General features: G+C 60.5%; 31 protein-coding genes. 17 read left to right on the top strand and 14 right to left on the bottom strand.

Annotated features, from left to right (window positions below):
• The 7 genes from AC1ECN_RS33655 to AC1ECN_RS33625 all read left to right on the top strand — a co-directional run.
• The coding region (locus AC1ECN_RS33655; protein ID WP_477955423.1) for an aldehyde dehydrogenase family protein at positions 1-577 on the top strand (577 nt) is incomplete at its 5' end.
• Positions 578-736: 159 nt separating this feature from the next.
• Complete coding sequence (locus tag AC1ECN_RS33650; protein WP_018068628.1) at positions 737-1,192, top strand: RbsD/FucU family protein; 456 nt, start codon at positions 737-739, stop codon at positions 1,190-1,192.
• 11 nt (positions 1,193-1,203) lie between these two features.
• Entirely contained in the window at positions 1,204-2,136 is a 933-nt protein-coding gene (gene rbsK / locus AC1ECN_RS33645) for a ribokinase (RefSeq protein ID WP_024321896.1), read from the top strand.
• On the top strand, positions 2,133-3,008 hold the full coding sequence (locus tag AC1ECN_RS33640) for a carbohydrate ABC transporter permease (protein WP_003560016.1): 876 nt from the start codon (positions 2,133-2,135) through the stop codon (positions 3,006-3,008). Before rbsK ends, AC1ECN_RS33640 begins: the two co-directional genes overlap by 4 nt.
• The gene (locus tag AC1ECN_RS33635) at positions 3,005-4,033 is read left to right on the top strand and encodes a carbohydrate ABC transporter permease (protein ID WP_130672681.1); all 1,029 of its coding nucleotides are present in this window, start codon (positions 3,005-3,007) and stop codon (positions 4,031-4,033) included. Before AC1ECN_RS33640 ends, AC1ECN_RS33635 begins: the two co-directional genes overlap by 4 nt.
• Positions 4,034-4,077: 44 nt before the next feature.
• Positions 4,078-5,532, top strand: a complete 1,455-nt coding sequence (locus tag AC1ECN_RS33630) for an extracellular solute-binding protein (RefSeq protein WP_018068625.1) — start codon at positions 4,078-4,080, stop codon at positions 5,530-5,532.
• 216 nt (positions 5,533-5,748) lie between these two features.
• A complete protein-coding gene (locus AC1ECN_RS33625; protein WP_018068624.1) occupies positions 5,749-6,837 on the top strand; it encodes an ABC transporter ATP-binding protein in 1,089 nt (362 codons plus the stop codon).
• A 275-nt stretch (positions 6,838-7,112) separates the two neighbouring features.
• On the opposite strand, the gene AC1ECN_RS33620 is transcribed toward AC1ECN_RS33625, so the two are convergent.
• Positions 7,113-9,365, bottom strand: coding sequence for an OmpA family protein (locus tag AC1ECN_RS33620; RefSeq protein WP_130672682.1), 2,253 nt, complete (start codon positions 9,363-9,365; stop codon positions 7,113-7,115).
• Between the two features lie 330 nt (positions 9,366-9,695).
• On the opposite strand from AC1ECN_RS33620, the gene AC1ECN_RS33615 reads away from it, so the two are divergent.
• From AC1ECN_RS33615 to AC1ECN_RS33600, 4 genes are all read left to right on the top strand, one after another.
• Entirely contained in the window at positions 9,696-10,469 is a 774-nt protein-coding gene (locus tag AC1ECN_RS33615; protein WP_018480745.1) for a transporter substrate-binding domain-containing protein, read from the top strand.
• A 112-nt stretch (positions 10,470-10,581) separates the two neighbouring features.
• Positions 10,582-11,388: an ABC transporter permease gene (locus tag AC1ECN_RS33610; protein ID WP_018068621.1), complete on the top strand. Its 807-nt coding sequence runs from the start codon at positions 10,582-10,584 to the stop codon at positions 11,386-11,388.
• The gene (locus AC1ECN_RS33605; RefSeq protein ID WP_018068620.1) at positions 11,385-12,215 is read left to right on the top strand and encodes an ABC transporter permease; all 831 of its coding nucleotides are present in this window, start codon (positions 11,385-11,387) and stop codon (positions 12,213-12,215) included. Before AC1ECN_RS33610 ends, AC1ECN_RS33605 begins: the two co-directional genes overlap by 4 nt.
• A gap of 221 nt (positions 12,216-12,436) precedes the next feature.
• Positions 12,437-12,703, top strand: a complete 267-nt coding sequence (locus tag AC1ECN_RS33600) for an usg protein (RefSeq protein WP_018068619.1) — start codon at positions 12,437-12,439, stop codon at positions 12,701-12,703.
• Positions 12,704-12,868: 165 nt separating this feature from the next.
• On the opposite strand, the gene AC1ECN_RS33595 is transcribed toward AC1ECN_RS33600, so the two are convergent.
• Positions 12,869-13,594: a DUF2270 domain-containing protein gene (locus AC1ECN_RS33595; RefSeq protein ID WP_018068618.1), complete on the bottom strand. Its 726-nt coding sequence runs from the start codon at positions 13,592-13,594 to the stop codon at positions 12,869-12,871.
• A gap of 115 nt (positions 13,595-13,709) precedes the next feature.
• Here AC1ECN_RS33595 and AC1ECN_RS33590 point away from each other — a divergent pair, with 115 nt between their 5' ends.
• The 4 genes from AC1ECN_RS33590 (at position 13,710) to AC1ECN_RS33575 (ending at position 16,124) form a co-directional block, all read left to right on the top strand.
• A complete protein-coding gene (locus AC1ECN_RS33590; RefSeq protein WP_032995429.1) occupies positions 13,710-14,528 on the top strand; it encodes a class I SAM-dependent DNA methyltransferase in 819 nt (272 codons plus the stop codon).
• Between the two features lie 98 nt (positions 14,529-14,626).
• Entirely contained in the window at positions 14,627-15,313 is a 687-nt protein-coding gene (locus AC1ECN_RS33585; RefSeq protein ID WP_024321900.1) for a glutathione S-transferase family protein, read from the top strand.
• Positions 15,310-15,651: an ArsR/SmtB family transcription factor gene (locus tag AC1ECN_RS33580; protein ID WP_018068615.1), complete on the top strand. Its 342-nt coding sequence runs from the start codon at positions 15,310-15,312 to the stop codon at positions 15,649-15,651. Before AC1ECN_RS33585 ends, AC1ECN_RS33580 begins: the two co-directional genes overlap by 4 nt.
• The gene (locus AC1ECN_RS33575) at positions 15,648-16,124 is read left to right on the top strand and encodes an SRPBCC family protein (RefSeq protein ID WP_018068614.1); all 477 of its coding nucleotides are present in this window, start codon (positions 15,648-15,650) and stop codon (positions 16,122-16,124) included. The genes AC1ECN_RS33580 and AC1ECN_RS33575 overlap by 4 nt, the downstream gene beginning before the upstream one ends.
• A gap of 55 nt (positions 16,125-16,179) precedes the next feature.
• Here AC1ECN_RS33575 and AC1ECN_RS33570 read toward each other — a convergent pair whose 3' ends face one another.
• From AC1ECN_RS33570 to AC1ECN_RS33525, 10 genes are all read right to left on the bottom strand, one after another.
• Complete coding sequence (locus tag AC1ECN_RS33570; protein WP_018068613.1) at positions 16,180-16,647, bottom strand: DUF1801 domain-containing protein; 468 nt, start codon at positions 16,645-16,647, stop codon at positions 16,180-16,182.
• A 101-nt stretch (positions 16,648-16,748) separates the two neighbouring features.
• Positions 16,749-17,219: a DUF1801 domain-containing protein gene (locus AC1ECN_RS33565; RefSeq protein ID WP_130672683.1), complete on the bottom strand. Its 471-nt coding sequence runs from the start codon at positions 17,217-17,219 to the stop codon at positions 16,749-16,751.
• Between the two features lie 11 nt (positions 17,220-17,230).
• A complete protein-coding gene (locus AC1ECN_RS33560; RefSeq protein ID WP_026170587.1) occupies positions 17,231-17,452 on the bottom strand; it encodes a hypothetical protein in 222 nt (73 codons plus the stop codon).
• A 57-nt stretch (positions 17,453-17,509) separates the two neighbouring features.
• Positions 17,510-17,920 (bottom strand): SRPBCC family protein, encoded by a 411-nt coding sequence (locus tag AC1ECN_RS33555; protein ID WP_477955418.1) that lies wholly within the window; start codon positions 17,918-17,920, stop codon positions 17,510-17,512.
• Positions 17,917-18,240, bottom strand: a complete 324-nt coding sequence (locus AC1ECN_RS33550) for an ArsR/SmtB family transcription factor (RefSeq protein ID WP_003540367.1) — start codon at positions 18,238-18,240, stop codon at positions 17,917-17,919. The genes AC1ECN_RS33555 and AC1ECN_RS33550 overlap by 4 nt, the downstream gene beginning before the upstream one ends.
• 250 nt (positions 18,241-18,490) lie before the next feature.
• Positions 18,491-19,315 (bottom strand): ATP-binding cassette domain-containing protein, encoded by an 825-nt coding sequence (locus AC1ECN_RS33545; RefSeq protein WP_130672684.1) that lies wholly within the window; start codon positions 19,313-19,315, stop codon positions 18,491-18,493.
• Between the two features lie 10 nt (positions 19,316-19,325).
• Complete coding sequence (gene ssuC, locus AC1ECN_RS33540; RefSeq protein ID WP_130672685.1) at positions 19,326-20,162, bottom strand: aliphatic sulfonate ABC transporter permease SsuC; 837 nt, start codon at positions 20,160-20,162, stop codon at positions 19,326-19,328.
• Between the two features lie 86 nt (positions 20,163-20,248).
• Positions 20,249-21,439: an FMNH2-dependent alkanesulfonate monooxygenase gene (gene ssuD / locus AC1ECN_RS33535; protein WP_018067947.1), complete on the bottom strand. Its 1,191-nt coding sequence runs from the start codon at positions 21,437-21,439 to the stop codon at positions 20,249-20,251.
• 326 nt (positions 21,440-21,765) lie between these two features.
• Positions 21,766-22,731, bottom strand: coding sequence for an aliphatic sulfonate ABC transporter substrate-binding protein (locus AC1ECN_RS33530; protein ID WP_130661727.1), 966 nt, complete (start codon positions 22,729-22,731; stop codon positions 21,766-21,768).
• Positions 22,732-22,930: 199 nt separating this feature from the next.
• A complete protein-coding gene (locus AC1ECN_RS33525) occupies positions 22,931-23,299 on the bottom strand; it encodes a hypothetical protein (RefSeq protein ID WP_130672686.1) in 369 nt (122 codons plus the stop codon).
• A 163-nt stretch (positions 23,300-23,462) separates the two neighbouring features.
• Here AC1ECN_RS33525 and AC1ECN_RS33520 point away from each other — a divergent pair, with 163 nt between their 5' ends.
• Together AC1ECN_RS33520 and AC1ECN_RS33515 are read left to right on the top strand one after the other, a co-directional pair.
• Positions 23,463-24,332, top strand: a complete 870-nt coding sequence (locus tag AC1ECN_RS33520; protein WP_075225734.1) for an NAD(P)-dependent oxidoreductase — start codon at positions 23,463-23,465, stop codon at positions 24,330-24,332.
• The gene (locus AC1ECN_RS33515; RefSeq protein ID WP_024321910.1) at positions 24,329-25,012 is read left to right on the top strand and encodes a DNA alkylation repair protein; all 684 of its coding nucleotides are present in this window, start codon (positions 24,329-24,331) and stop codon (positions 25,010-25,012) included. The genes AC1ECN_RS33520 and AC1ECN_RS33515 overlap by 4 nt, the downstream gene beginning before the upstream one ends.
• A gap of 126 nt (positions 25,013-25,138) precedes the next feature.
• On the opposite strand, the gene AC1ECN_RS33510 is transcribed toward AC1ECN_RS33515, so the two are convergent.
• Both AC1ECN_RS33510 and AC1ECN_RS33505 read right to left on the bottom strand, forming a co-directional pair.
• The gene (locus AC1ECN_RS33510; protein ID WP_018067940.1) at positions 25,139-26,035 is read right to left on the bottom strand and encodes a LysR substrate-binding domain-containing protein; all 897 of its coding nucleotides are present in this window, start codon (positions 26,033-26,035) and stop codon (positions 25,139-25,141) included.
• Positions 26,036-26,487: 452 nt separating this feature from the next.
• Positions 26,488-26,623 (bottom strand): porin (locus tag AC1ECN_RS33505; protein ID WP_477955424.1); only part of this gene is annotated, 136 nt, incomplete at its 5' end.

Raw genomic sequence — 26,623 nt, 5'->3', positions numbered from 1 at the left:
GACCGGAGCTTCCGCAGCCAATGCAAACGCCGAGGTCGACGCCGCGATTTCCCGTCTCTTCACCTACGCAGCCTGGGCGGACAAATATGAAGGCGGCATTCACCAGCCGCCGCTTCGCGGCGTTGCCCTGGCCATGCCGGAAGCCATCGGCGTCGTTGGCGTCATTTGCCCGCCGGAAGCGCCGCTGCTCGGCTTTATCAGTCTGATTGCGCCGTTGATTGCCACCGGTAATCGTGTCGTCGCCGTGCCGAGTGAGGCCTTCCCGCTTTCGGCCACGGATTTCTATTCCGTTCTGGAAACGTCGGATGTGCCTGCCGGTGTCGTCAATATCGTCACCGGGTCGGCTATCGAACTGGCAAAGATCCTTGCCGCGCACAATGACGTCGATGCGGTGTGGGCCTTCGGCTCGGCGGAACTTTCGACGACGGTGGAGAAGCTGTCTTCGGGCAATCTCAAGCGAACCTTCGTGGACAATGGCAAGGCGACGGACTGGATGGACAGAGCCGCTGCCGAAGGCGCGCTATACCTTCGCCGCGCTGTGGATGTGAAGAATATCTGGATCCCCTACGGAGAATAAGGGCTCCAACTCTGGTCATCCGGGCGGGAGGAGAACCGCACCGGCAGGCAAGAACAACGGAATTTGAGGGAATCGCAGAGTTGTAACGGACTTGCGGTTATTGGGCTCTGTTTCGCGGCACGAGGTGCTGCGAAATGGTGCAACTAAGGGAGGATTCTCATGCTGAAGAATATCGATCCGGCTCTGAATGCGGATGTGCTGCACGCGCTCCGGTCCATGGGGCATGGCGACACGGTCGTCGTTTCCGATACCAATTTTCCTTCGGATTCCATTGCCCGGCAAACGGTGCTCGGCAAGCTGTTGCGCATAGACAATGTGTCGTCTGCCCGCGCCATCGAAGCTATTCTTTCGGTAATGCCGCTGGATACGCCGTTGCAGCCGTCTGCCGGACGAATGGAAATCATGGGCGCGCCGGACGAGATCCCTCCCGTGCAGCAGGAAGTCCAGGCCGTTATCGACGGCGCCGAGGGCAAACCGGCGCCGATGTATGGCATCGAGCGTTTCGCCTTCTATGAGGAAGCCAAAAAGGCCTATTGCGTCATCACCACGGGCGAAAACCGCTTCTACGGCTGCTTCCTCTTCACCAAAGGCGTGATTCCGCCGGAAACCGTATGAGGGGAAACAAAATGAAGGTGGGTGTTTCGATCCTCGGGATTTTCGTCGCCGACACGGCCTATCTGGCCAAGCGTATGCCCAACGTTGGCGAGACCATCACCGGGACCGGTTTTGCAGTAGGCCCGGGCGGCAAGGGATCCAACCAGGCTGTCGCTGCTGCCCGCGCCGGTGGAACAGTCTCCTTCATCTCGAAGATCGGCCGCGACACCTTCGGCGATATGGCGCTGAAGACCTATTCGGAAGCAGGCGTGACGCCGAAGGTTGTGCAGATGGACGATATGCCGACCGGCGCTGCCTTCATCTACGTCAATGACGGTAACGGCGACAATGCGATCATCGTCTATCCAGGCGCCGCAGGCACCATCGGCGTGGGTGATGTCGAGGCGGCACGCGAAACCATCGAGCAATCGGCTGTTTTCGTGACCCAGCTCGAACAACCGGCCGAAGCGGCGCAGCGCGCCCTCGAAATCGCCCATGCGGCCGGCGTTACCACTGTTTTCAATCCAGCGCCGGCCGAGCCGTTTCCGGACACGATCTATCCGCTCTGCGACTATATCGTGCCAAACGAGACCGAGGCAGCGGCCATCGTCGGCTTTCCGCTCGACACGCTCGACGACGCCAGACGGGCTGGCGACGCCTTTCTTGCCAAAGGCGTGAAAGCCGCGCTGATCACACTGGGTGGTCGCGGTGTGCTCTATCATACGGCCGGGCAATCGGTTCATGTTCCGGCGGTCTCGGCGGGAGCAGTCATCGATACCACCGGCGCCGGCGACGCATTTGTCGGTGGCTTCTCGGCAGCGCTCTCGCGGGGCTTTAGTCCGGTCGAGGCCGTGCGTTTCGGCTGCGCGACCGCCGGTATTGCGGTGACGCGGCGGGGTACCGCGCCTGCAATGCCGAATATCGAGGAAATCGAGGCGCTTCTGCGGAAAGGAGGCGCATTATGACCCGCAACGATCCGGTCAAACACTTCTTCATCTGGCCGGCGTTGCTGATCGTGCTGGTAATCTCGATCTTCCCGCTGATCTATTCGCTGACCACCAGCTTCATGAGCCTGCGGCTCGTACCGCCGATCCCCGCGCATTTCGTCGGCTTCGGCAACTATGCGGAATTGCTTCAGAACCCGCGCTTCTGGAGTGTCACCTGGACGACGACGATCATCGCTTTTGTTGCGGTGTCGCTGCAGTATGTCATCGGTTTTTCCGTGGCGCTGGCGCTCAGCCGTCGGGTGCCTGGCGAAGGTTTGTTCCGGGTCAGCTTCCTGGTGCCAATGCTGGTGGCGCCCGTTGCCGTTGCACTCATTGCCCGCCAGATCCTCAATCCCACGATGGGGCCGCTCAATGAGTTGATGACCGCCTTCGGCTTTCCCAATCTGCCGTTTCTGACACAGACCAGATGGGCTATCGGCGCCATCATTTCCGTCGAAGTGTGGCAGTGGACACCCTTCGTCATCCTGATGCTTCTTGCCGGGCTGCAAACCCTGCCGGAGGACGTCTACGAGGCTGCCGCGCTTGAAAATGCCAGTCCCTGGCAGCAGTTCTGGGGGATCACTTTCCCGATGATGCTGCCGATTTCGGTGGCGGTGGTCTTCATCCGCCTCATCGAGAGCTACAAGATCATCGACACGGTGTTCGTCATGACAGGTGGAGGGCCCGGCATTTCGACCGAAACGCTGACCTTGTTCGCGTATCAGGAGGGCTTCAAGAAGTTCAACCTCGGCTACACATCCGCCCTGTCCTTCCTATTCCTGATCGTCATTACCGTGATCGGGCTCGTCTATCTCGCCATCCTGAAGCCCTACCTGGAGAAGCACAAATGAGTGTACGTGACCTCAAAGGATCCGGCCGCTGGTGGGCGCTCGCAGGCTGCCTGCTCTGGCTGGCCTTCACCTTCTTTCCGCTTTACTGGGTCGCGATCACCTCGTTCAAGTCGCCGCTCGGCGTCGTCGGCGGGCCGACCTATATTCCATTTGTCGACTTCGACCCGACGCTGACAGCCTGGAGCGAGCTTCTGTCGGGCGCGCGCGGCCAGTTCTACAACACCTTCATCGCCTCGACGATCATCGGGCTTTCCGCATCGGTGCTGGCCACCTTCATCGGATCCATGGCAGCCTATGCGCTGGTGCGCTTCACCTTCGAGGTCAAGCTGCTGTCCGGCGTGATTTTCGTCGTTGTTGCCTTTGGCGGATATCTTCTCGGCCGTCATGCGCTCGGCTACGGGCAGGCTATTTCGCTGATCTTTGCCTTTGTTGCAGCGCTTGCGCTCGCCATCGGCTCCAGCCGAATGAAACTTCCAGGGCCGCTCCTCGGCAATGATGATATCGTCTTCTGGTTTGTCAGCCAGCGCATGTTTCCGCCGATCGTCGCCGCCTTTGCCTTGTTCCTGATGTACACGGAAATGGGCAAGTTGGGGTTCAAGCTGGTGGACACCTATACAGGACTCACCTTCGCCTATGTCGCCTTCTCGCTGCCGATCGTGATCTGGCTGATGCGCGATTTCTTTGCGGCACTGCCGGTGGAAGTCGAAGAGGCGGCGATGGTCGACAATGTGCCCTCGTGGAGAATTTTCTTCGGTATCGTCCTGCCAATGTCCAAGCCGGGCCTGATCGCGACATTCATGATCACGCTCGCCTTCGTCTGGAACGAGTTCCTGTTCGCACTCTTCCTGACCAGTTCCAAATGGCAGACCCTTCCCATTCTCGTCGCAGGGCAAAACAGCCAGCGCGGCGACGAGTGGTGGTCGATATCGGCAGCCGCCCTGGTCGCGATCATACCCATGGTCGTCATGGCGGGCATTTTGAGCAGGCTGATGCGGTCTGGCCTGCTTTTAGGAGCAATAAAGTGACCGTTCGACAAGCCTAGTCATTGTTCAATTCCGGGGAGGAAAACATGAGAAGATTGCTACTGAGTTCAACGGCCGCAGGACTACTTGCTGCGGCGGGCGTCACATCCGCGCTTGCGTGCGAACCGGACTACACCGGTGTCACGCTCACCGCCACGACGCAGACAGGCCCCTATATCGCCTCTGCGCTGCAACTCGCGGCCAAGGGCTGGGAAGAAAAGACCTGCGGCAAGGTGAATGTCGTCGAATTTCCGTGGTCGGAACTCTATCCGAAAATCGTAACCTCGTTGACCTCGGGCGAAGACACGTTCGACGTGGTCGCCTTTGCGCCCGCCTGGGCACCGGACTTCACCGATTTTCTCTCGGAAATGCCCAAGGCGATGCAATCCGGTGCCGACTGGGAAGACATCGCGCCGGTTTACCGCGAGCAACTGATGGTCTGGAACGGCAAGGTCCTGTCGCAGACCATGGACGGTGACGCCCATACCTATACCTACCGCATTGATCTGTTTGAAAACGCGGAAAACCAGAGCGCCTTCAAGGCGAAGTATGGCTACGATCTGGCCCCACCGAAGACATGGAAGCAGTATCTCGACATCGCTGAATTCTTTCAGCAGCCGGACAAGGGCCTTTGGGGCACGGCGGAAGCCTTCCGCCGTGGTGGCCAGCAATTCTGGTTCCTGTTCAGTCACGTGGCGGGATACACCAGCCATCCCGACAATCCCGGCGGCATGTTCTTCGATCCGGATACGATGGATGCACAGGTCAACAATCCGGGCTGGGTACGCGGCCTGGAGGAATATATTCGCGCTTCGAAACTGGCGCCGCCAAATGCGCTGAACTTCTCGTTCGGCGAAGTGAACGCGGCCTTTGCCGGTGGCCAGGTCGCGGAATCGATCGGCTGGGGCGATACCGGCGTCATCGCCGCCGACCCGAAGCAGTCCAAGGTCGCCGGCAATGTCGGTTCGGCATCGCTGCCGGGCTCCGACGAGATCTGGAACTACAAGACCAAGAAGTGGGACAAGCAGCCCGAGGTCGTCCAGACTTCCTTCATGGCCTTCGGCGGTTGGCAGGCAGCCGTACCGTCGTCCTCCAAGAACCAGGAGGCCGCTTGGAACTATATCCAGTTCCTGACGAGCCCGGCGGTTTCCGGTCAGGCGGCGATTACCGGCGGCACAGGCGTCAATCCTTACCGTCTTTCGCACACGACAAATACGGCGTTGTGGTCGAAGATCTTTTCCGAGCGTGAGGCCAAGGAATATCTTGGAAGCCAGAAGGACGCGGTGACCGCCAAGAACACGGCGCTCGACATGCGCCTGCCGGGCTATTTCTCCTATACGGAAATTCTCGAAATCGAGCTTTCCAAGGCATTGGCTGGAGAGGTGACGCCGCAGCAGGCGCTGGATACCGTGGCTGCCGGATGGAACAAGCTGACGGAGGAGTTCGGCCGCGACAAGCAACTGGCAGCCTATCGTTCGTCGATGGGCCTGCCTGCGAAGTAAGCCCATCCTCAACATCTCATCCCGGCGGTGCCGGGATGAGATCAGACATCGTTGAAAGAAGAAGCAAACCAACGCCGCTTAGAGTGCCGTGCGTCCTTTCGGACGAAGGACGCTCTAACTCTTTCAATCCTCGCATCGTGCTTTCCGAAAATCGATTCCGATTTTTGGGCCGATGCGCTGGGCCAGGCGATGGAATTCTCATGAAAAGGTTACAGCATGTCCCAGGTGAGTTTGGATCAGGTCACCAAATCCTTTGGTAGCGTTGAGGTCATCCCTCCGCTCGATTTGGCAATTGCCGACAAGGAATTCGTGGTYCTTGTCGGACCTTCCGGCTGCGGGAAGACAACCACACTGCGGATGATCGCGGGGCTGGAACAGACGACATCAGGGGAAATCCGTATCGGCGAGCGGGACGTTACTGCGCTGCGCCCGGGTCTGCGCAATTGCTCGATGGTGTTTCAGAATTACGCGCTCTATCCGCATATGACAGTCGCCGAAAACATCGGCTACGGCATGAAGGTGCGCGGAACGCCGAAGCAGGACATCGATGCCGCCGTTGCAAATGCGGCGCGCATTCTCAATCTCGGTGCCTATTTGAAACGCAAGCCGAACGCGCTCTCAGGTGGCCAACGCCAACGCGTGGCGATTGGCCGGGCGATTGTTCGCCAGCCGGATGTGTTCCTGTTCGACGAACCGTTGTCCAATCTCGACGCTAAACTGCGCATTGAAATGCGAACAGAAATCAAGCTCTTACACCGCAGGCTCAAAACCACGATCGTGTACGTTACACATGATCAGGTAGAGGCGATGACGATGGCAGATCGGGTCGTGGTTATGAATCAAGGGCGGATCGAACAGGCCGCAGATCCGATCACCCTTTATGAATCTCCGAAGAATCTCTTTGTCGCTGCCTTCATCGGTTCGCCAAGCATGAACTTCATCGAGGGGCAACTTGTGCAAAACGCCGGTGGAATTGCCTTCCAAGCCGAGGGTGGGGTCAACATTCCGGTTCCCCCACAAAGAGCCGAGCGCCTTTCGGCGGCAGTGGGACAGTCAGTGGTTCTCGGGATCCGACCGGAACATACTATGGTTGGGGATTCCAACGTTTCAACTGTGAGCCTTCATGTCGCCGATATCGAGCCCCTCGGTCCATACACACTGGCGATCGGCAAGGTCGGGTCAGCGGCCTTTACTGCCCAGATCCACGCGTCATCGCGCGTTGGCCCGGATGACAGGATTAGTGTTCCAATTGATACCCAGAAAATGCACTTTTTCCTTAAAAGTACCGGAGACACGGTGGGCTAAAAGCACCGCGAACTATACGGCAATCCACCAAGAGGACATTCCGACATCGCGATCTGCGCCGTATGAATTCAAAGATAGGGGCGTCGGCAGCGCGGCATAGGCGCTAAAGGGCGTCGCAATGCCTCCGATGTTCGACGACAATCCGCTCTCCTGCCGCCACCTCCCCGCTGGGAGAAGAGGGAGCGAGCCGTACGGCTCAATCACCTTTCAAGCCACGTTGAAAGAAGAAGCAAGACCGAGATGCCCCTCCCCGGAAATGGGGAGGGGCAATATCATTACCTGTTGGCAGCGACCGGGCGGACCAGCGCCGTGACGCGGCGGATGGTGACGCGGCGGTTTTCCTGTTCCGGGCCTACCGTGTTGACCTTCAGGTAGCTCTCGCCATAGCCCTGCGTCGCAAGGTTTTCCGGCGCAATGCCGTAGACGTCGGAGAGCACGTTAGCGACCGATTCGGCCCGCTGGTCGGAGAGGATCAGGTTGCTCTGGTCTGAGCCAACAGCATCCGTATGACCCTCGATCAGGAAGGTTTCGCTCGGATCCTTCTCGAGCACCTGGCTGATCGCGTCGGCGACCTTGCGCAACGTGCGCGCCTGGGTCATCGGGATCTCGGCGCTGCCGGTCGCGAAGGTGATCGTGTCGAGGTCGATGCGGCGCACCTTGTCGCGGATACGGGCCGAATATTTCACCTCATCCAGCGAATAGACGCGCTCCACCGGCTCGACGGGCGGCTCGCTCAGGAACTCGTAATAGTCCCGGTTCGGGTCGCTGCGGGTATCGATGATGTAGTCGCTGAGCGGCACGCGCAGCCGCATCGGCGGCAGGTCGGCGCCCGGATCCTCGAAATAGTCGCGGTCCGGATCGTCATAGAGGTCCTGGGAATAATAGAGCACGTCCTCGCGTCCGCGGGCATCAACGCGCGACCGCTGGATGATGTCGCCGTAGCGGTTGCGGATCGTGACGATGCGATAGCCTTCCGGTCGCGCGATCGTCTCGCGGTAGCGGTCGCCGGACAGCTCTTCGTAGCTCGGCCGTTCGCCGTCGCGCAGGAAGCGCCTGTCGTCGTCGCCGCGCACGATCGTCCTGTTGTCGTACTGGATGATCACACGGCTGTCGTCACCACGGTCGTCGAAGCGCGCGCCGTCGGGACGGACGAATTGCGGCCGCTCGTCGAGCTTCCTGCCCTTCTCACGGGTCACCGCCTCGAGCTTGACTGGCGCCGGCGCTTTGGCGCCGCTCAAAGCCTGTGCATCGGCATCCGAGGTCGGCACCTTCACCTCCTGGCTGTCTGCGCGCTGCCTGTCGCGATCGCGGCGGCCTTCCCGGCCCTTGCTGCGGTCGGCATCCTTGTCGCTGTCGAGCACCGCCGCACCGTTCTCGACCGGCAGCACGACGGTTTCGTTGCTCTTGGCCGGATCGGCTGCGATCTTCTTGCGGCGCTCCAGTTCCTCGGGCGAAACCTTTTCCGGCGCCGGAATGGCCTGCTCCACCTGCTGGCCGCCGCTGGCATCGGGCCGCGGCTGCGCAGTGTCAGTCGCGGGCGCAGCCGGCTGTTCACCGGCGGGCTGTTCACCGGCGGGCTTTGCCGCGGTGCCGTCCTTGGGCTTTTCGGCGGGTGCGGCTTCCGGTGCCGCCGCCTTGTCCTCGGTCGCCTTGCCCTCGGTCGCCTTGTCCTCGGTCGCCTTGCCTTCGGTCGCCTTGCCTTCGGTTGCTTTGTCTGTGGGTGCTTTGTCCGCTGGTGCTGCAGTCTCACCCTTTGCCGGCTTTTTCTCGGCCGGCGCCTCGGCGGCGGGTTTTGCCTCAGGCGTGGCTTCGGGTTTAGCCGATTCCGCAGTCGGCTTCACGGCTTCGGGAGCGGCAGGCTGGACCTCTTTCTCGGCCTTGCCCTTGCCTTTATCCCGGCCCTGGGCCTTGTCCTGTCCTTTGTCCCGCTTGCCGCCTTCCGGCTTGGCTTCGGGCTGTGCCTGCTCTGCCTCCGGCTGAACTTCCTTTGCTGCCGGCTGCTGTTCGGGCTCGGCCTGCTGTGCCTCAGTCTTCTTAGGCTTTTTCGGCTTTTCCTGGGTTACCGGCTGCTGCTGTTCCGGCTGCGGCTCGGCCTCCGGCTTTGCCTCGGGCTGGGCTTCCGACTTGGCTTTCCGCTCGGGCTTGCTTTCAGGCTGCGGAGCAGGCTCCTGTTTCGGCGCGGCTTCGGCCTTGGGCGGTTCCGGCGCTGCCTTAGGTTCGGGCGCCGGAGCTTCCTTCCGCTCAGCCTTCGGCTTTTCCGCGGGCGCTTCCTGCTGCGCCGGCTTCTCGGCGGCCGGCGCCTGTTCGGCCGGGGCTTCCTCCTTCTGCTTGCGCTTCTTCTTCAGCAACTCCTCTTCGGAAGGCGCATCCTGCGCAACCTGGAAGCTGCCCTGCTCGGCCTGCCGCACGGGCGAAGCCTGCGTCGTGACGTCGCGCACGGCCGCCATCGCTGCTGCCGGCTGCAGAGCCAGCGAAAGAGAAAGCAACGGAAAAGCCGCGCTCGCGAACAATCTTGATTTCATGCCCATCGGGTTTCCTCGATCCTGTTTGAGCTTCTTGAGGCCGCAAGGCCCTGGTTCCGCCCCTAGCTTCGCATTGAGGCGAAACGGCGGAATGGCAATTGCCGAGCCGCCGATTTGTTCCGGTTCTAGGAAGGTCCGGATTAACCTCGCGTGAATGTTGCAGTCTGCCCGCGTTCATCTCGCCTACTATTTGCACCGCACAATTGCGATGGGATTTGTGTTGCAATTCCATCAAAAAAAGTCTGATTATCGCCGCAAGGCGGTCTCGGGACCGTTGAACTGCGGCCGTCAGCCCAAGAGAAAAAGGAGCGGCGGCTACCAACAGAGAGGATCCTCATGCTTAATCCTACCCGTATTTTCGCGGCAGCCTCGATCGCGGCGATGTCCCTTTTTGCCGGCTCGGCAATGGCCGATGGCGAGAAATATGTGATCGGCACCGATTCGACCTATCCGCCCTTCGAATTCGTCGATGCCAGCGGCACGATCCAGGGCTTCGATATCGACATCACCAAGGCGCTGTGCGCTGAAATGAAGGCCGAATGTACCTTCGTCAGCACCGACTGGGACGGCATCATCCCGGCGCTCAATGCCAAGAAGTTCGACATGATCGTCTCCTCCATGTCGATCACGCCGGAGCGTCTGAAGCTCGTCGACTTCTCAAACAAATACTACAACACCCCGCCGGCCATTGCCGTGCCGAAGGATTCGACGATCACCGATGTCGCCGGCCTCAAGGGCAAGGTGATCGGCGCGCAGACCTCCACGACGCACGCCAACTATGCCGAGAAGCATCTCGCCGACACCGAACTCAAGCTTTATCCCACAGCTGACGAATACAAGCTCGACGTTGCGAGCGGCCGTGTCGACGCCGTCATCGACGACGTCGTCGTTCTCTCCGAATGGGTGAAGTCCGACGCCGGCGCCTGCTGCAAGATCCTGACGACCCTGCCGGTCGACAAGGAAATCAACGGCAACGGCGCAGGTATTGCCATCCGCCAGGGCGATCCGCTCAGGGAGAAGCTGAACACGGCGATCGCTGCGATCCGCGCCAGCGGTGAGTACAAGAAGATCCAGGACAAGTACTTCGACTTCGACGTTTACGGCCAATAAGAAATTCGCTATCCGGCGATGAAGGTAATGGCGGGAGGCTTGCTCTTCCGCCATTTTTGTTTGACAAAGATTACAAGATCAAAACGGCAAAAGCCGTGAGGGGAATTCTCGCATGGGCGGATTATTTTCCGCGCTGGGCTCCTTTTGGAGCTGGATTGTGCACATTTTCGATCCGCTGTGCGGACCCGTTGGCATCTTCACTTGGTGGGGTCAGTCGACGATCCTTGCCTGCGGCGATACCGGCTGGGGCGACGAGATCGCGCTTGGCCTGCAGGTCACCATTTCGGTGGCGATCGTCACCCTGCCGATCGGCCTCGCCATCGGCTTCCTGGTGGCGCTCGGCCAGCAGTCGGAGGAAAAGCCGCTGCGGCTGGCGGCCGGCATCTACACCACGATCTTCCGCGGCTTGCCGGAGCTTCTGACGCTCTTCATCATCTACTACGGCATGCAGATGCTGATCCAGTCTCTGCTGACCTTCGTCGGTTATGACGGGCCGCCGATCGAGATCAACGCCTTCCTCGCCGGCGTCATCGCGCTTTCSGTCGTCTTCTCCGCCTACTGTTCGGAAGTGCTGCTCTCGGCCTTCCGCGCCATTCCCAAGGGGCAATATGAGGCAGGCGACGCGCTTGGGCTGCATAGCGGCCGCACGTTGCGCCTGATCATCCTGCCGCAGCTCGTGCGCATCGCGCTGCCGGGCCTGACGAACCTGTGGATGGTGCTGCTGAAGGACACCTCCTACGTCTCGATCATCAGCCTTGCCGATATCCTACGCCAGACGAGCGTCGCCGTGCGAGTGACCAAAGAACCCTTCTTTTTCTATGGTCTGGCCTGTTGCCTCTATCTGGTGCTCGCCATCCTCTCCTCCTTTCTGCTCGTCTATGTCGAGCGTTGGGCCAAGCGTTCGGAGATCCGTCGATGAGCTATGCCGAAACGCTGATCCCGCCGCAGCCAGCACCCCGCGCGGTGATGAAGCCGATGACGCCGGCGCGCATGGCCGGCTATATTCTCGTGGCCATCTGGGCTGTGCTCGCAGCACTTCTCGTCATTTCCGTCATCAATGGCTGGGATCCGGAAAAATTCATCCGCTACGGGCCGCGTTACCTCCACGGCCTCGGGGTCACGCTGAGCCTCGTTTTCATTTCCGTCATCTGCGGCGCCATCCTGTCGCTGCCGCTTGCCGTGGCGCGCATGTCAAAGAACCGGCTGCTGAATGCGCTGGCCTACGGCTACATCTATTTCTTCCGCGGCACGCCGCTGCTTGCCCAGCTGTTCCTGGTCTATTACGGCCTCGGCATATTCCGGCCGCAGCTTGAGGCCGTCGGTATCTGGTGGTTCTTCCGCGATGCCTGGTATTGCGGCCTCTTCGCCATGACCATCAATACCGCGGCCTATCAGGCGGAAATCCTGCGCGGCGCCATTGAAAGCGTGCCGCATGGCCAGCAAGAGGCGGCGAATGCGTTGGGTATCCACAAGTACATCGCCTTCCGCAAGATCATCCTGCCGCAGGCTCTCATCGTCGCACTTCGCCCTTATGGCAACGAGATCATCCTGCTGATCAAGGGCTCGGCGGTCGTCGCCATCATCACAGTGCTCGACCTGATGGGCGAAACCCGCTACGCTTTCTCCCGCACTTTCGACTACCAGACCTATCTCTGGGCAGCGATCTTCTATCTCACCATCGTCGAGGCCTTACGCCATCTCTGGGCCTGGATCGAGCGCCGCCTGACCCGGCATCTCAAGCGCTGATGCATGACACCCAAAACTGTGTCGAGATTTTGGGATAACGGCATGCATTTAACAAAAGCCAGTTTGGCAGCACTCTCTGCGTTATGCTGCCAAACCGTTGATATTAAAAATGAATTGTCCTTTTACGGAGTATCTGTAAAGCTTCCGTTAACCACTCGCATGTTTCCATATCATGTAGCGCTAATAAGCGCGCGAGTGGGAACAAGAAGAAGCGGAATACGATGCACAAGGACATGGAAAAACAGTTGAATGGCTATGGTCTGACGACCGCCCAGATCCTCTACCACCTGCCGGACCACCCGGCGATCCTGCAGACCTATGTCTGGCAGGATTACGACCTCGCCCCCGATTTTCCCGAAATGCGCGGCTTCCTGAAATTTTGGGAAGAGAAGCTCGACGGGCCGCTGCATTCGGTGCGCTACATCCACCGCAGGCTGATCTCGGCAACCGAGTGGCGGGCACTGAAGGGCGAGTTCATCCTGCACTGATCGGCTGGRGTGTGGTGCCGAATAGGGCGAATGGTTCAGGCCGTATCATGCTCCACTGCATAATTCCTTAAATCGGAATCGATTTAAGGATAAAATTATGCAGCAACTCAAAGTGCTACAGCGTCCTTTGCGCGTCTCAAAAGACGCGCGGCGCTGTAGGCCGCATCAGACATGCGCCTCGCCATGGCCGAATTCGCCTTCGTCGCGATCCCGGCGAAGGGCGAAGCCGAGCATGCCGAGATAGAATGCGATGACGATTGCGATCACCGCAAGGCCGGGAACCGGCCCGAGTGCGGCATTGTCGATGACATAGGTCCATGACTGCGCCTGCAACGCCGGCATGCCTTCCGTCTGCAGTTTCGGCGTCGAGATCTTCAGACACCAGGCGAGCAACAGGATGAAATACATCCAGCCGTAATTGCGTTTGAGCCGGCGGTGCATCGCCTCTTGATAGCTGAGCAGGAAGCGTGGTTTGCGCAGGCTGCTGGCAACCACTACGGCCCATTCGCCGCCGGCCTCAGCCTCGGGCGCCAGAATCTCAGCGAAATAGCAGCGCTCGATCTGGCGAACGCGGGCGCGGTAGATATCGAAGAAGCGATAGCGCCGCGCCTCAATCATCAAAAGCAGCGTCACCAGCATCATCCCGAACAGCAGCACGCCGTGATGCGAGGTCGGCGTCGACAGCGACACCGAAAGGAGTGCTGCGACCACCGTGATCGCCCAATTGGACGTCCGGTCGATGCGGTCGCGCCAACTCGTCATCCGCCCGAGTTCACCACGGTAATAGTGGCAGAGCGCATTGGTGACCTCGATTGGTGTCCTAGGCAGCAACAATGGCCGCGCGCCCTCTCCTTCCCTTGCCGATAAAGTCCTGTCTTGCTCCATTTTCATGGCTCGTTCCTCCCTTCGTCTTCTTTTCGGCCATTCTGCGCCCGCAAGCGCGCCATTGCAAAACATCCAAAGCCGCCTTAGACGCATGCCTGAAACAAAAGGACGATGGACTGCGATGGCAAAGAAGATCGACGAAGAAGCCCTTGGCGAGGCCTATAACCGCGCGCTGGCGCTGGAAAAGGCCGGCGATGTCGACGCGGCCGTTGCAGCCTATCAGGAAGTCCTGGCAATCGATCCCGACGATCACGGCGGTGCGGCCGTGCGCATCGCCGCGATGGGCCGCGGCGAAACGCCGGTCAAGGCGCCCGACGCCTATGTCGAGACCTTGTTCGACCAGCATGCCGAGGTTTTCGAGGACGTGCTCGTCGAGCAGCTCGGCTATCACGTTCCGATGCTGGTGCGCCAGCGCCTGCAGGAACTGAAGCTCGGACCGTTCAAGCGGCTGCTCGATCTCGGCTGCGGCACGGGCCTCACCGGCGGCGCGCTACGCGACCTCTGCGCCGATATGACCGGCATCGACATATCGGAGAAGATGGTCGAGATCGCCCATGAGAAGGATCTCTACGAGACGCTCTTCGTCGCTGAGGTCGAGGATTTCCTCGATGACAACGACGAGGAGGCCTTCGACATCATCGCCGCCACCGACGTGCTGCCCTATCTCGGCGCGCTCGAACCGCTTTTCTTCGGCGCCGCCGAGAACCTGACGCCGGGCGGCTTGTTCATCTTCACCTCGGAAACCCTGCCCGAGGAAATACTCGCCGGCCGCGCCTATATGGTCGGCCCGCACCAGCGCTTCGCCCATGCCGACGCCTATGTGAGAGAACGCCTGACGGCCACCGGTTTCGAACTCGTCGAGATATCGGATATCAACGTGCGCATGGAAGACGGCGAGCCAACTCCCGGCCATCTCGTCATCGCCAGGCATATCGGCTGAGGCCGATACTTGCACGATCGGCGAACTATCCCTTGCGCGATGCTCTGCAACCTGATACTTAGTCGAACGGTAAAGTATTCGACAGGAAAGGTCGCCATATGTCGCTCGTGCTCTATGGACATCCGCTTGCCTCCTTCTGCCACAAGGTGCTGATCGCGCTTTACGAGAACGGTACCCCGTTCGAGGACCGCATCGTCGATCTTTCCAGCGAGGAGTCGCGCGCCGATCTTTTCCGCTTCTGGCCGATCGGCAAGATGCCGCTGCTGCGCGACGAGGCGCGCGACAGCACCATTCCCGAAACATCAATCATCATCGAATATCTCGAGCAATATTATCCGGGGCCTATCCGCCTGCTGCCGCTGGAGATCGACCGGGCGCTGCAGGTCCGTCTCTGGGATCGCTTTTTCGATCTCTATGTCCAGACACCTATGCAGACGCTGGTCAGCAACCACATGCGCCCAGAGGGCACGGCCGACGAACGCGAGGTTGAGGCCGCCAAGGCGACGCTTGCCACCGCTTACTCAATGATCGAAAAGCAGCTCGCCGATAAGCCGTGGATATCAGGCGACGGCTTCACCATGGCCGATTGCGCTGCAGCCCCAGCGCTCTTCTATGCCGAGACGCTGATTCCCTTCAGCCAGGAGCAGCCGAACCTTCGCGCCTATTACGATCGGCTGCTCGCGCGGCCATCCTTTGGACGGGTGCTGGAAGAGGCCCGCCCCTACTTCAAATTCTATCCCTATAAGGAAAGGCTGCCGGCGCGCTTTCGGGATGCGGCGGGATGATCGAGAGCCAGACTGATCTCGACCGCATGTTCCACGCGCTCTCCGACCGCAGCCGCCGCGGTATGATCGACCGGCTCGGTCGCGGCCCCGCCTCAGTCACCGAACTGGCGGCGCCGCTTGCCGTTGCCCTGCCGACGGTGCTGAAACATCTGCAGGTGTTGGAGGAAAGCGGTCTTGTCCTTTCCGCAAAGGCCGGTCGCGTGCGCACCTACCGCCTGCAGAAGGACGCGCTTGCCGCCGTCGAGCGCTGGGTGGAGCAGCGAAAGATCCAATGGACCACCACCTTCGACCGCCTCGACCAATTTCTGGCTGATGAACCGGAGACATTTTCCGAATGACGACACGATCCGCCGAACACGCCACTCTCGTCATCGAGCGTCACCTGAAGGCGCCCGTCGCCCGCGTCTTCCGCGCTTGGTCGGCGCCAGAGGCCAAACGCCAATGGTTCGCCTGCCACGGCGAATGGGTGCCGCTGGACTACGGGCTCGATTTCCGCCCCGGTGGCAAGGAAAGGAACTACGTCGCCGATACTGACGGCCTCCTGCACGCCTATGACGCCCATTACATCGATATCGTGCCCGATGCCCGCATCATCTATGCCTATGAGATGAAGCTTGGGGAAAGCCGCATCTCCGCATCGCTCACAACCATCGCCTTTGAAGCCGAACCCGGCGGCACGAAAATGGTCTTCACCGAACAGGTGGTCTTCCTCGACGGCTACGCTGACAACGGCGCCCGCCTCCAGGGCACCGAAATCGGCCTCGACAATCTGCAACTCTTCCTCGAGCGCGAGGAAAGCCCGATCCACTGACACATGTCGCCAAATCAAGTTCGATGCGACGCGTTTCAGGCGATATTGCCAAGCCTCAAGCGCTGCTTGGTTTTTTTCGGGAGCCGGCGGGGCGAGCGGCAGCCCGCGTTGACGTGTTGAGTGCGGCGGCGGCGCGAACGAGCGCCTTCAATGCTTGCTCGTTGATCTCATCGCCCTCATGGAAATCGATGGCGCGCCTGGTATTGCCGTCAAGGCTGGAGTTGAAGAGGCCTGAAGGGTCCTCCAGCGATGCGCCCTTGGCGAAGGTCAGCTTCACCACGCTTTTGTAGGTCTCGCCGGTGCAGATGATGCCGGCGTGCTCCCACACCGGAACGCCTCTCCACTTCCATTCCTCGACCACGTCGGGCTCGGCCTGCCTAATGAGAGTTCGGACCCGGGCGAGCGTCTCGCCTCGCCAATCGCTCAACTCCTCGATTCTCGCATCGATCAAACGAGAAGGAGAGTCTCCGTCTTTCTCTTCGCTGGAGCCGCTCTTCTTCATGGTTGCCGTGGCTTTCTTCATCAATATCGCTCCTCCATCCCTTAAGTGCTGATGACCTAGAGCGCCGTGCGTCCTTTCAGACGCACAAAGGACGCTCTAACGCATTAAATCTACGCATCCGCTTACATTCGTTCACCAGGCAATCGGCTGGCTTGCTCCACCCAGGCGGCGAGCTGAGCCTCGTCGAGTTGGTCTTCCTCATGGATGTTGAAGTAACGCACTTCCTTTTGCTTGGACTCGCCGGGCGGGATGGGACTGAGCGACGTACCACGGAAGAAAGCAAGTTTGATGTATTTCGCGAAGCAATGGACACCGAGAAACCAGCCCTGCCCTTCCATGCCATAGAGCGGCGAGTTCCATTTCACGGCCTTATACACCCCCGGCACCATGCGCGTGATGAGCGCATCGAGGCGATGCCCGATGTCGCTTTTCCAGCCCGGCATGGCGGCGATGTAGGCTTGCACGGGAGCGTCGCCGTAACCCTTGGCGATCTGAGGGTTGCCGCCCGAGAGAAGGGTCGGCTCCGCGGTATCAGGCGTGACTGCTGTCTTCTTCGTGATCTTCGCTGCGGTCTTGGATGTCTTCCCGGACATTGCCTTCACTCCTACCCTCCGCTGCGTCCCGCGCCGCGCCACTTGGTGGCATATGGCAGCGCGAACAAGTAGAGACCAGTGAGCAGGAGCAAGGTCAGCGGCAGCAGCGCCATGAGCCCCACCCAGACGGATGATTTCTCCCGCACCATCGCGATGATATTAATTATGACGGCCAGCGTAAAGGCAATGGACAGCCAACGGTGGATCTGCCGAAACCAGTTATTCCAATTCAAGGGAACCTCCTGCGAAAACAAGCCGAAGCGGATGGCGTGATCCGTTTGGCCGCGGCCTCACTCTATCCGCGCCAGGACCTGCTCGAGATTTGCAAAGAACCGCTCCCACCCGCTCCTGGCGCCCCCGTAGGCCTGCCGCTGATCCGGTCGAAAGCCCGACTGCTCCATGCGCAGCTGCGTGCCCGCGCTCGTGGGCGTGAGAGYCCAGGTGACGACGCTCGCGAGATCATAGGCAGCCCAGGTGTAAGACAGGGTTTTGTTCGGTTCGACTTCCAGGACCTGGCAATCGACGGAGCCCCAATCCGCGCTCAGCTTGAAACGGTGATCCACGACCGGCACGAAGTCGTTCTTCATCAGCCAGTCCGCGATCAGATGTGGCTGGGTGAGCGCCCGCCAGATCTTTTCCGGCGGAAAAGGGATCTCTCGTTCGACGACGACGGAACGAGTTTCAGTCGATATTTCGGTCATTGGTCCATCCTTTTCAGTAGATCTTCCAGCTGGTCGAACCGATTTTGCCAAAAGCCGGCCATCTCACTTGTCCAGTCGACCAGCGGCGCCAGCGCACCGAGCTGCGCGCTGTAATGCGTCTGGCGACCTTCGTGACGATCACGCACCAATCCGGCCTGTTTCAGGATTCCGAGATGTTTTGAGACGACTGGTTGCGAGACCCCGGCCCGAGCCGTCAGAGCCCCGACCGTCTTCTCTCCTTCGCGGCACAGCCGTTCGAAAAGAGCCCTCCGGGTCGGATCGGCGAGCGTTCTGAAGAGCACGTCTTGGGTGTCCGACATCTACGATCCATACCCCGTTGGCTATGGATTTACGTATAGCCATGAAGGTATGAGTGTGTCAAGCCGGACGTAAGGCGAGCTAGGGGAAACTATTGTTGCTGATTTTGGCGCGTGCCGCAGCGCACCTCGGCAGAGACGGCTGATTCTCTCATACCCAAGCGGCTATACATCATCGCCATTGGTGATGCATGCTCGCACCGGCACGCCTCGCCTATGCCGAGGTCATGCAGCTTCGCGAATAGCGCCGGGATCAATGGCCGCTGTCTGTACCGAGGATCGCGGCAAGCAGTCGGCCCTCCAGCTCGGCAAGGCCAGGATGGCCGTGCCGGCGCGGATGCGGATAGGGAATGGGAAGATCGAGTGCGATCCGCCCCTCGTCGAGCACGATGACCCGGTCGGCGAGATGCACCGCCTCGCTGACATCATGTGTGACGAGCACGGCGGTGAAGCCGAGTTCGCGCCAGACACGGTTGATGAGTTCCTGCATGCTGATCCGCGTCAGCGCATCGAGCGCGCCGAGCGGTTCGTCGAGCGCCAGCACACCCGGCCGGCTGACCAGAGCGCGCGCCAGCGCCACACGCTGCCGCTGTCCGCCGGATAGTCGCGCCGGCCATTCCCCGACCTTTTCTCCAAGCTGAACTTCCGAAAGCACTGCATCCGCCGCCTTCAGCGCTGCGTGCTTATCGATTCCGTCGCCGAGCCCGACCACGACATTGTCGGCAACGCTGAGCCAGGGCAGCAGCCGCGGCTCCTGGAAAACGATGCGCGCATTGGGGCTCGCTTCCGAGCCGTCGGCATTTTCGAAATGCAGCTCGCCGGCACTCGGCTCGTCGAGCCCCATCAGGATGCGCAGCAGCGTGCTCTTGCCGCAGCCGCTCTTGCCGATCACGGCGACGAACTGGCCGGCTGGGATATGCAGGTTGATGCCGCGCAGGACACGGTTGGTGCCGAAGCTTTTTTCCAGCCCCGTCAGGCTGATCGCGGCAGCGCCCGCTCCCGCCACGGGCGCGGTATCACGCTCGTAAACTGGTTCTTCGGCGACGGCGTGGAAACGCTCATGGGTGACGACGGTCATGGCGTCTCTCCTATTTCTGATAGACCGGGTTCCAGGCGAGCAGCCGCCTCTCCAGAACCCGGGCGATGACATCGGCAAGCTTGCCGAGCACGGCATAGATGACGAGGGCGAGCACGACGACGTCAGTCATCATGAATTCGCGGGCATTGTTGGCCATGTGGCCGATGCCTGAGGATGCTGCGATCGATTCCGATACGATCAGCGTCAGCCACATGATGCCGAGCGCATATCTGAGGCCGACGAAGATCGACGGCAGCGCGCCTGGAAAGATCACCTTGCGGAAGAGCGTCCAGTTGCCCATGCCATAGACCTTGCCCATCTCGATCAGATCGCGATCGACATTGCGCACGCCGTGATAGGTGTTGAGATAGACTGGGAAGAGCACGCCGAGCGAGGTGAGAAACAGCTTCGATTCCTCGCCGATCCCGAACCACAGGATGACGAGCGGGATCATTGCCAGGTGCGGAATGGTGCGCAGCATCTGCAGCGTGGTATCGGTCAGTTGCTCGGAAATACGCGACACGCCATTGGCGATACCGAGCAGGAAGCCGATCGAACCGCCGACGAGAAGGCCGGCAAAGGCGCGGCCGGCGCTCACCAGCACGTCATTCGGCAACTGGCCGGAAACCGTCGTCGACCAGAAGGCGAGGCCGACATCGGCCGGCGACGGCATGATGCGCGACGAGATCCAGCCGGCCGAGGAGGCAAGCTGCCAGAACGCCACGATCGCCACCGGCACCAGATAGGGCGTCAGCTTCTCCAGGCCGGGCAGCGGCAGGCGGAACCTCGCCTTCCCGGCCTTTTCGGAAGTGACCGACCGTACGAACGGAGTATCGAAAGTCGACATGCATTGTCCTCGCGCTTATCGGGAGCAGGATGCCGCAAGCCGTAAGCGGCTTGCGACGGTGTCACGCTCTGCGTCTTCGTTCGAGATCAGGAGCCGGAGACGACTTTCAGATTGCCGCCATGGCTGCCGCCTGCGAAGACCTGCTTGCGGCCGAACTCGTTGTTGAAACCCAGGCGCTGCTGGTCGCGGGTAATGCCGAGCTCAGGGAAAAGCAGCTCGGCGACGCGATAGGCCTCTTCGAGATGCGGATAGCCGGAGCCGATCACCGTATCGATGCCGATCTCCTGATACTCGCGAAGGCGCGCAGCCACCGTCTTCGGCGATCCCACAAGCGCCGTGCCCGCACCGGCGCGCACCAGGCCGACACCGGCCCAGAGGTTCGGCGAGACTTCGAGCTTGTCGCGGCGCCCGCCATGAAGGGCGGCCATGCGCTTCTGGCCGACTGAGTCGGACTCCTGGACGAAGCGCTCCTGCGCCTCGCGGATCGTATCATCGTCAAGATGGCGGATCAGCCGCTCGGCCGCCTCCCATGCCTCATCATCGGTTTCGCGCACGATGAAGTGCAGGCGGATGCCGAAGCTCACCTCGCGGCCGCGTTCGCCGGCGGCCTTGCGCACCTTGGTGATCTTCTCGGCAACCTGTGCCGGCGGCTCGCCCCAGGTCAGATACTTGTCGACCCGGCCAACGGAGAAATCGATGCCGGCATCCGACGAACCGCCGAAATAGAGCGGCGGGCGCGGGTTCTGCACCGAGGGAAAGCCGAGGCGCGCATTGGTCGCCTTGATGTATTTGCCGTCGAAGCTTGCCGTTCCCTTTTCCAGCAGTTCCTCAAAGACGGTGAAGAACTCCTCGGCATGGGCGTAGCGCTCGTCATGCTCGAGATGGATGCCGTCGCCGGCAAGCTCCGCCGGGCTGCCGCCGACGACGATGTTGAGCAGCAGCCGGCCGTTGGAGATGCGGTCGAGCGTCGTCGCAAGACGCGCGTAATAGGCAGGCGATGCCGTGCCGGGGCGGATTGCCACCAGGAACTGCAGCTTCTCGGTCTTGGCGGCAAGGGCTGCCGCCGTCACGAAGGATTCCTCGCAGGCAACCCCGGTCGGCAGCAGCACGCCGGAATAGCCGAGCCGGTCGACGGCCTGGGCGATCTGCGTGAGATAACCGATCTCCGGCGCACGGTTGAGCTCGGAGGAGCCGAGATAGGTGCCGTCGCCCGATGTCGGGATGAACCAGAGAAAGTTGATGGGCCCGGATATAGCTGTATGGGAGGTGGTGGTCATGGAAGACGGTCCTTTAGCTGCGGAATTCGCGGTCGAGATGGCTCTCTGCACGTGACGACGCACAAACCGTCTGCCCGCATAACGCCGCCGCACGGATGCTTGGGAGGATCGTGGTGGTGGCGGAGGGTGCAAGAAGGCCGGCTGTCTGTCTGTGCGTGAGCATCTGAAATGTCCCTGTCGATCGAGAGGATACTGACATAGACCAGTAATTAGATCGACAATATCAATTTGCTATTGTAATCCGTTTTGGAGAATATTTTTCCGGTTCAGCGGCATGGAGGACCTCTCCATGCCGCCTCGCGGAAATCTTGGCACCGGGCGGAAAGTCAGCTCGCCTTGGGACGCCAGACGATATCGCCGGTTACGAGCTTCTTCGGCAGGATGCCGAGCCCATGGAATTCGTCTGCGAGTGCCTGCTGATAGGCAGCGGCGGCATCGGTGATGGTCGAGACGCTGCCGAGATCGGCGCCCTTGCGCGTCAATGTCACGCGCGTCACGTCGGCCGGCACGCCGGTAATTTCGGAAAGCTCCTTGACCGTTTCGTCGAGATTGCTCTGTGCCGACTTCCCGACCTTGGCAAGCTCATTGATCACGTCGACGACCACTTGCCCGTTGGCATCGGTGAAATCGCGATTGGCGAGGAAGAAGCTGTAGGAATCAACGATGCCTTCAGCGGTCGTCAGGATACGTGTCTCCGGATCAGCTTCGGCAATCGCCAGATAAGGATCCCAGATCGACCAGGCGTCGATGCTGCCATTCTTGAACGCGGCGGCGGCATCCGGCGGCGAAAGATCGACCTGCTCGACATCTTCGGGCTTCAGGCCCGCCTTGCGCAAAACCTTGACGGTTACATTATGCGCGCTGGAGCCGCGCTTGAAAGCGACCTTTTTACCCTTGAGGTCTTCAAGTGTCTTGATGGACGAATCCTTGCGCACGAGGATAGCCGAGGCTGCCGGGCTGCCCTTGTAGAGACCGACATAATAGAGCTGCCCGCCGGCCGCCTGGGCAAAGAGCGGCGGCACATCGCCGGTCGCACCGAAATCGAGAGCGCCGGCGCCCAGCGCTTCGAGAAGCGGCGGGCCGGAGGTGAATTCCGACCAGCTGACAGTAATGCCGTGATCGGCAAGCCGCTTTTCAAGTGCGCTGCGACGCTTGGCGAGCGCCAGCACGCCGTTCTTCTGCCAGCCGATACGGAATTCGCTGGCGGCAGCGCGCGCCGGCCGGACAGCCGGCAGGATTGCCGTGGCCGCAGCGGCTGCGAAAAGCCCGAGCGTTTGTCGACGTGAAATCATGACTTTCCCTTTTTTTGATGGTGCCGGGCCCGTTTCGGCTGGTCGACCCTGTCAGTGATGAACGCCATGATGATGAAATCTATAATTTATATCGACAATTTTATTTGCAAGATTCCGCCTTTGCTGAAATTTTGCGGCCCGGAAATCACCCTTGAGCGGAATTTTTTCGCGCGGCCCCTATGCCGCCTACTATCCCGGCTCACTCCCGACCTTCGGCGGCCAGCCGCTCGCAGATGAAGGTGGGGCCGCCGGCAAGACGCTTCGCAAGCAGGCTTGTGGGATCGACCATGCGCCAATAGGGCGTAACCGTCGAAACCGGCTCGCCCTTCTCCAGCGCGCCGAAGGACAACTCGGCKATCGCACGCAAATGCCGCTGCACGGTCACCGGACAACAGGCGTCCGCCCCGTATTGACCGGCAAGACGGCGGCGGACAACGCCGACTTCGGTGAGGACACCTTCCGGTGCCGATCGAATCTGTTCTGCGACCATCTGCTGCGATGGAATAAGCATCGCCTGCATTCCGTTGCGGCCTTTGCGCCGCGGCTTGATCGTCGGAATTTCGCTCATGTCACCCCCGGAACATAATGCCTTCCCTCCAATCTAGGGCTCGGCCGAACGGTAGCCAGCCTCATATGCGTCTATCGGAAAGGAAGTCCGTCTTCATGGGCTTTTCTGCTCCCGCCGTTTCGGTTAATCCTCGGGCCTGCACTTCAGGAAAAGGATAGGACATATGGCAAAAGTCGCGTTCATCGGTCTCGGCGTCATGGGTTTCCCAATGGCGGGGCATTTGAAGACGAAAGGCGGCCACGATGTCACCGTCTATAACCGCACGCCGGCAAAGGCCGCCGCCTGGGCCGAGAAATTTTCAGGACACGCCGCCCCCACCCCGGCCGAGGCCGCCACTGGGGCCGATTTCGTCTTCGTCTGCGTCGGCAATGACGAAGATCTCCGCTCGGTGACATTGGGCGAAAACGGCGCCTTGCACGGCATGAAGCCCGGTTCGGTGCTGATCGACAATACCACCGCCAGCGCTGAAGTCGCCCGCGAACTTTATGCCGCGGCGAAGGAAAAAGCTGTCGATTTCATTGACGCTCCCGTCTCCGGCGGCCAGGCCGGCGCTGAAAACGGCGTCCTGACCGTCATGTGCGGCGGCGACGAGGCCGTCTTCGAACGCGCCAGACCTGTCATCGACGCCTATGCCCGCATGGTTGGTTTGATGGGACCGGCAGGCTCGGGCCAGTTGACCAAGATGGTCAACCAGATCTGCATCGCCGGCCTCGTCCAGGGACTTGCCGAGGCGCTGCATTTCGGCAAGCGTGCCGGCCTCGATATCGAAAAGGTGGTCGAGGTGATTTCCAAGGGGGCAGCCGGCTCCTGGCAGATGGAAAACCGCCACAAGACCATGAACGCAGGCAAGTATGATTTCGGCTTCGCGGTCGACTGGATGCGCAAGGATCTCGGCATCGTGCTCACCGAAGCCCGCCGCAACGGCGCCAAGCTGCCGGTCACCGCCGTCGTCGACCAGTTCTACGGCGACGTGCAGGCGATGGGCGGCAATCGTTGGGACACATCCTCGCTGCTCGCCCGCCTGGAAAAATGATCGGCCCCTCCTCCGATGCGGCCGAATTGATCGCGCATCTCGAAACGCTGCGCTCGGAGGAGAATGTCGCCGGCATGGCGCGCTTCGGTATTGTTACCGGCCGCGCCCTCGGTATCTCCAATCCCGATATCAAGGCGGTCGCCAGAGTGGCGAAGAAGGATCACGTCAGGGCAATGCAGCTCTGGCGAAGCGATATCCGCGAAGCCCGCCTACTTGCCCTCTACACGGCCGAGCCGAAGCGGTTGACGACGGAAGAAGCCCAAAATTGGGCCGATGATTTCAACTCCTGGGAGATCGTCGATTGCGCCGCCGATCTCTTCGTCGAGGCCCGGTTGGACGAGCTCATCTGGGAATTCGCTGCCGACGAGCGCGAATTCGTCCGGCGCACAGCCTTCGCCATGATTGCCGGCGGTGCCGTCCACCGGAAAAAGGAGCCCGACGCCACCATTCTTGCCTGGCTGCCGCTGATCAAGGCTCATTCCGGCGACCCCCGAAACTTCGTGCGCAAGGCGGTGAATTGGGCGCTGCGCAATGTCGGCAAGCGCAATCTGGCCTGCCATGCGCCGGCGCTGGCACTCGCAAAGGCCCTGGCGGAAAGCCCTGATAAAACTGCCCGCTGGATCGGCAAGGATGCCGTCAGGGAGCTGGCCGGCGAAAAGCTGCTGGCACGGTTGAGATAAGGCCGATCGGCTCCCAAACTATGTCGCGCAAACTGTGCAGTGTTTTGCGATGACGACATACGGAAAATAAAGCCCCAAAGTGCAAGGCTGAAAGATTGCGACGCGCTTCAGGCTGAAGCCTCTTCGTCAATGCTGCCTGGATTTCTCGACCAGGAAATCGATCAGCACCCGCACCGCCGGCGGCATGCCCTTGGCCGTCGTGAAAACGATGTAGAACTGGCTCTCCTCCGACTGCCATTCCGGCAGCACCCGCACCAGCTTGCCAGCCTGGAGATCGGCCTCGCAGGCGCTTTCGAGCAGAAGCCCGAAGCCGAGACCGGCCCGGGCCGCGTCGAGGATGGCGGTCATGCTGCGGCAGGTGAGCCGCGGCTGATGACGAATCACCTGTTTGGCGTCATTCGGACCGACCAGTTCCCAGGTGTGGAACGACACCCATGACGTCATTGCCAGCGTCGGAAGGTCGGCGAGCTCGTCAACGCAATTCAAACTGCCGGTACGCTCGACGAGCGAGGGACTTGCGACCAGGATACGTCGCGCCCGGTCGAGCTTGCGCATCGTCAGGCTCGTCTGCGTCTCCGGCTCGTTGGTCGCCCTCACCTCGAGATCGATCCGTTCGTTGATGAGGTCGGCGCGCCGGTCGGAGCCGATGATCTGCAGCTTGATCTTCGGGTAACGTTCCAAGAATTCAGGCAGGATGCCCCCGACCGAGATGTCGACGAGAGCGAGCGGGCACCCCATCCGCACCACGCCCTGTGGATCGGATTGGGCCTCGGTGACGATCGACTTGGCGCGGTCGGCCTCCTGCAGGATGGTCTGGCATCTTTCGTAAAAAGCTTGACCGATCTCTGTCACCCGGAAGTGACGCGTCGAGCGTTCTATAAGCCTTGCGCCAAGCCCATCCTCGAGACGGCTGACCCGCCTGCTGAGTTTCGAACGTGGTATTTTGAGATCGCGACTTGCAGAAGCGAAACCGCCGCTGGAGACGACAGCGGCGAAATAATAGTAGTCGTTGAGATCGTCCATAAGAACAAGCTATCCGAGAGTGTGAATGAATGCCAGCCCCCAGCAAAGGTTGTATCCTCACTCCCAAAAAGCTGTAATCACATTGTCGGCATTAGATTTTCTTTTCACGACCCGTTGCGGCAAGCTAGCCGATGCAGACGAAGTCAATCAATCGACAGCCGTCCGCACGGCAATATCTCGGCCGATCCAGCTTGCTTGAAAAATTGAAAACGGGGGTGCCTCAATAGCCGAGGCTAACAAAATGCCGACATACGATACGAAACGTACCTGTTCGGCTCACCTGAAAAGACGATCCAGAAAGACTGCCTTGAAGACTGTGCGTCAAAAACGCTGCAAGGACGGTCCGGCAGGGAAGACCGGACCCGTCCCCGTAGCTGATCGGAGGTCACTCGGATCAGAAACTGATTTAAGTGCTCCCGGTCCGAAGACCGGGAGCATATCCACCAAGTGGATTAGAACGAACGCTGCAGACGGAAGTAGCCCGTCGTGGTGTCGTCGCCATCTTCCGGATCGAGCCACTGAACCGAAGCCTTGGCGTAGAAGTTGTCGACGATCTGGTAATCAACCGTCAGACCAGCCTTCCAGGCA

The organism is Rhizobium sp. 01N447_2, assembly GCF_056399245.1.
Note: the sequence above shows the minus strand (reverse complement) of the source record. Positions and strands in the feature narration are given on the sequence as shown.

Coding starts and splice junctions, on each gene's coding strand:
- AC1ECN_RS33650 (WP_018068628.1), top strand. CDS start 737: ATGCTGAAGAATATCGATCCGGCTCTGAATGCGGATGTGCTGCACGCG.
- rbsK (WP_024321896.1), top strand. CDS start 1,204: ATGAAGGTGGGTGTTTCGATCCTCGGGATTTTCGTCGCCGACACGGCC.
- AC1ECN_RS33640 (WP_003560016.1), top strand. CDS start 2,133: ATGACCCGCAACGATCCGGTCAAACACTTCTTCATCTGGCCGGCGTTG.
- AC1ECN_RS33635 (WP_130672681.1), top strand. CDS start 3,005: ATGAGTGTACGTGACCTCAAAGGATCCGGCCGCTGGTGGGCGCTCGCA.
- AC1ECN_RS33630 (WP_018068625.1), top strand. CDS start 4,078: ATGAGAAGATTGCTACTGAGTTCAACGGCCGCAGGACTACTTGCTGCG.
- AC1ECN_RS33620 (WP_130672682.1), bottom strand. CDS start 9,365: ATGGGCATGAAATCAAGATTGTTCGCGAGCGCGGCTTTTCCGTTGCTT.
- AC1ECN_RS33615 (WP_018480745.1), top strand. CDS start 9,696: ATGCTTAATCCTACCCGTATTTTCGCGGCAGCCTCGATCGCGGCGATG.
- AC1ECN_RS33605 (WP_018068620.1), top strand. CDS start 11,385: ATGAGCTATGCCGAAACGCTGATCCCGCCGCAGCCAGCACCCCGCGCG.
- AC1ECN_RS33600 (WP_018068619.1), top strand. CDS start 12,437: ATGCACAAGGACATGGAAAAACAGTTGAATGGCTATGGTCTGACGACC.
- AC1ECN_RS33595 (WP_018068618.1), bottom strand. CDS start 13,594: ATGAAAATGGAGCAAGACAGGACTTTATCGGCAAGGGAAGGAGAGGGC.
- AC1ECN_RS33590 (WP_032995429.1), top strand. CDS start 13,710: ATGGCAAAGAAGATCGACGAAGAAGCCCTTGGCGAGGCCTATAACCGC.
- AC1ECN_RS33585 (WP_024321900.1), top strand. CDS start 14,627: ATGTCGCTCGTGCTCTATGGACATCCGCTTGCCTCCTTCTGCCACAAG.
- AC1ECN_RS33580 (WP_018068615.1), top strand. CDS start 15,310: ATGATCGAGAGCCAGACTGATCTCGACCGCATGTTCCACGCGCTCTCC.
- AC1ECN_RS33575 (WP_018068614.1), top strand. CDS start 15,648: ATGACGACACGATCCGCCGAACACGCCACTCTCGTCATCGAGCGTCAC.
- AC1ECN_RS33570 (WP_018068613.1), bottom strand. CDS start 16,647: ATGAAGAAAGCCACGGCAACCATGAAGAAGAGCGGCTCCAGCGAAGAG.
- AC1ECN_RS33565 (WP_130672683.1), bottom strand. CDS start 17,219: ATGTCCGGGAAGACATCCAAGACCGCAGCGAAGATCACGAAGAAGACA.
- AC1ECN_RS33550 (WP_003540367.1), bottom strand. CDS start 18,240: ATGTCGGACACCCAAGACGTGCTCTTCAGAACGCTCGCCGATCCGACC.
- AC1ECN_RS33545 (WP_130672684.1), bottom strand. CDS start 19,315: ATGACCGTCGTCACCCATGAGCGTTTCCACGCCGTCGCCGAAGAACCA.
- ssuC (WP_130672685.1), bottom strand. CDS start 20,162: ATGTCGACTTTCGATACTCCGTTCGTACGGTCGGTCACTTCCGAAAAG.
- ssuD (WP_018067947.1), bottom strand. CDS start 21,439: ATGACCACCACCTCCCATACAGCTATATCCGGGCCCATCAACTTTCTC.
- AC1ECN_RS33530 (WP_130661727.1), bottom strand. CDS start 22,731: ATGATTTCACGTCGACAAACGCTCGGGCTTTTCGCAGCCGCTGCGGCC.
- AC1ECN_RS33520 (WP_075225734.1), top strand. CDS start 23,463: ATGGCAAAAGTCGCGTTCATCGGTCTCGGCGTCATGGGTTTCCCAATG.
- AC1ECN_RS33515 (WP_024321910.1), top strand. CDS start 24,329: ATGATCGGCCCCTCCTCCGATGCGGCCGAATTGATCGCGCATCTCGAA.
- AC1ECN_RS33510 (WP_018067940.1), bottom strand. CDS start 26,035: ATGGACGATCTCAACGACTACTATTATTTCGCCGCTGTCGTCTCCAGC.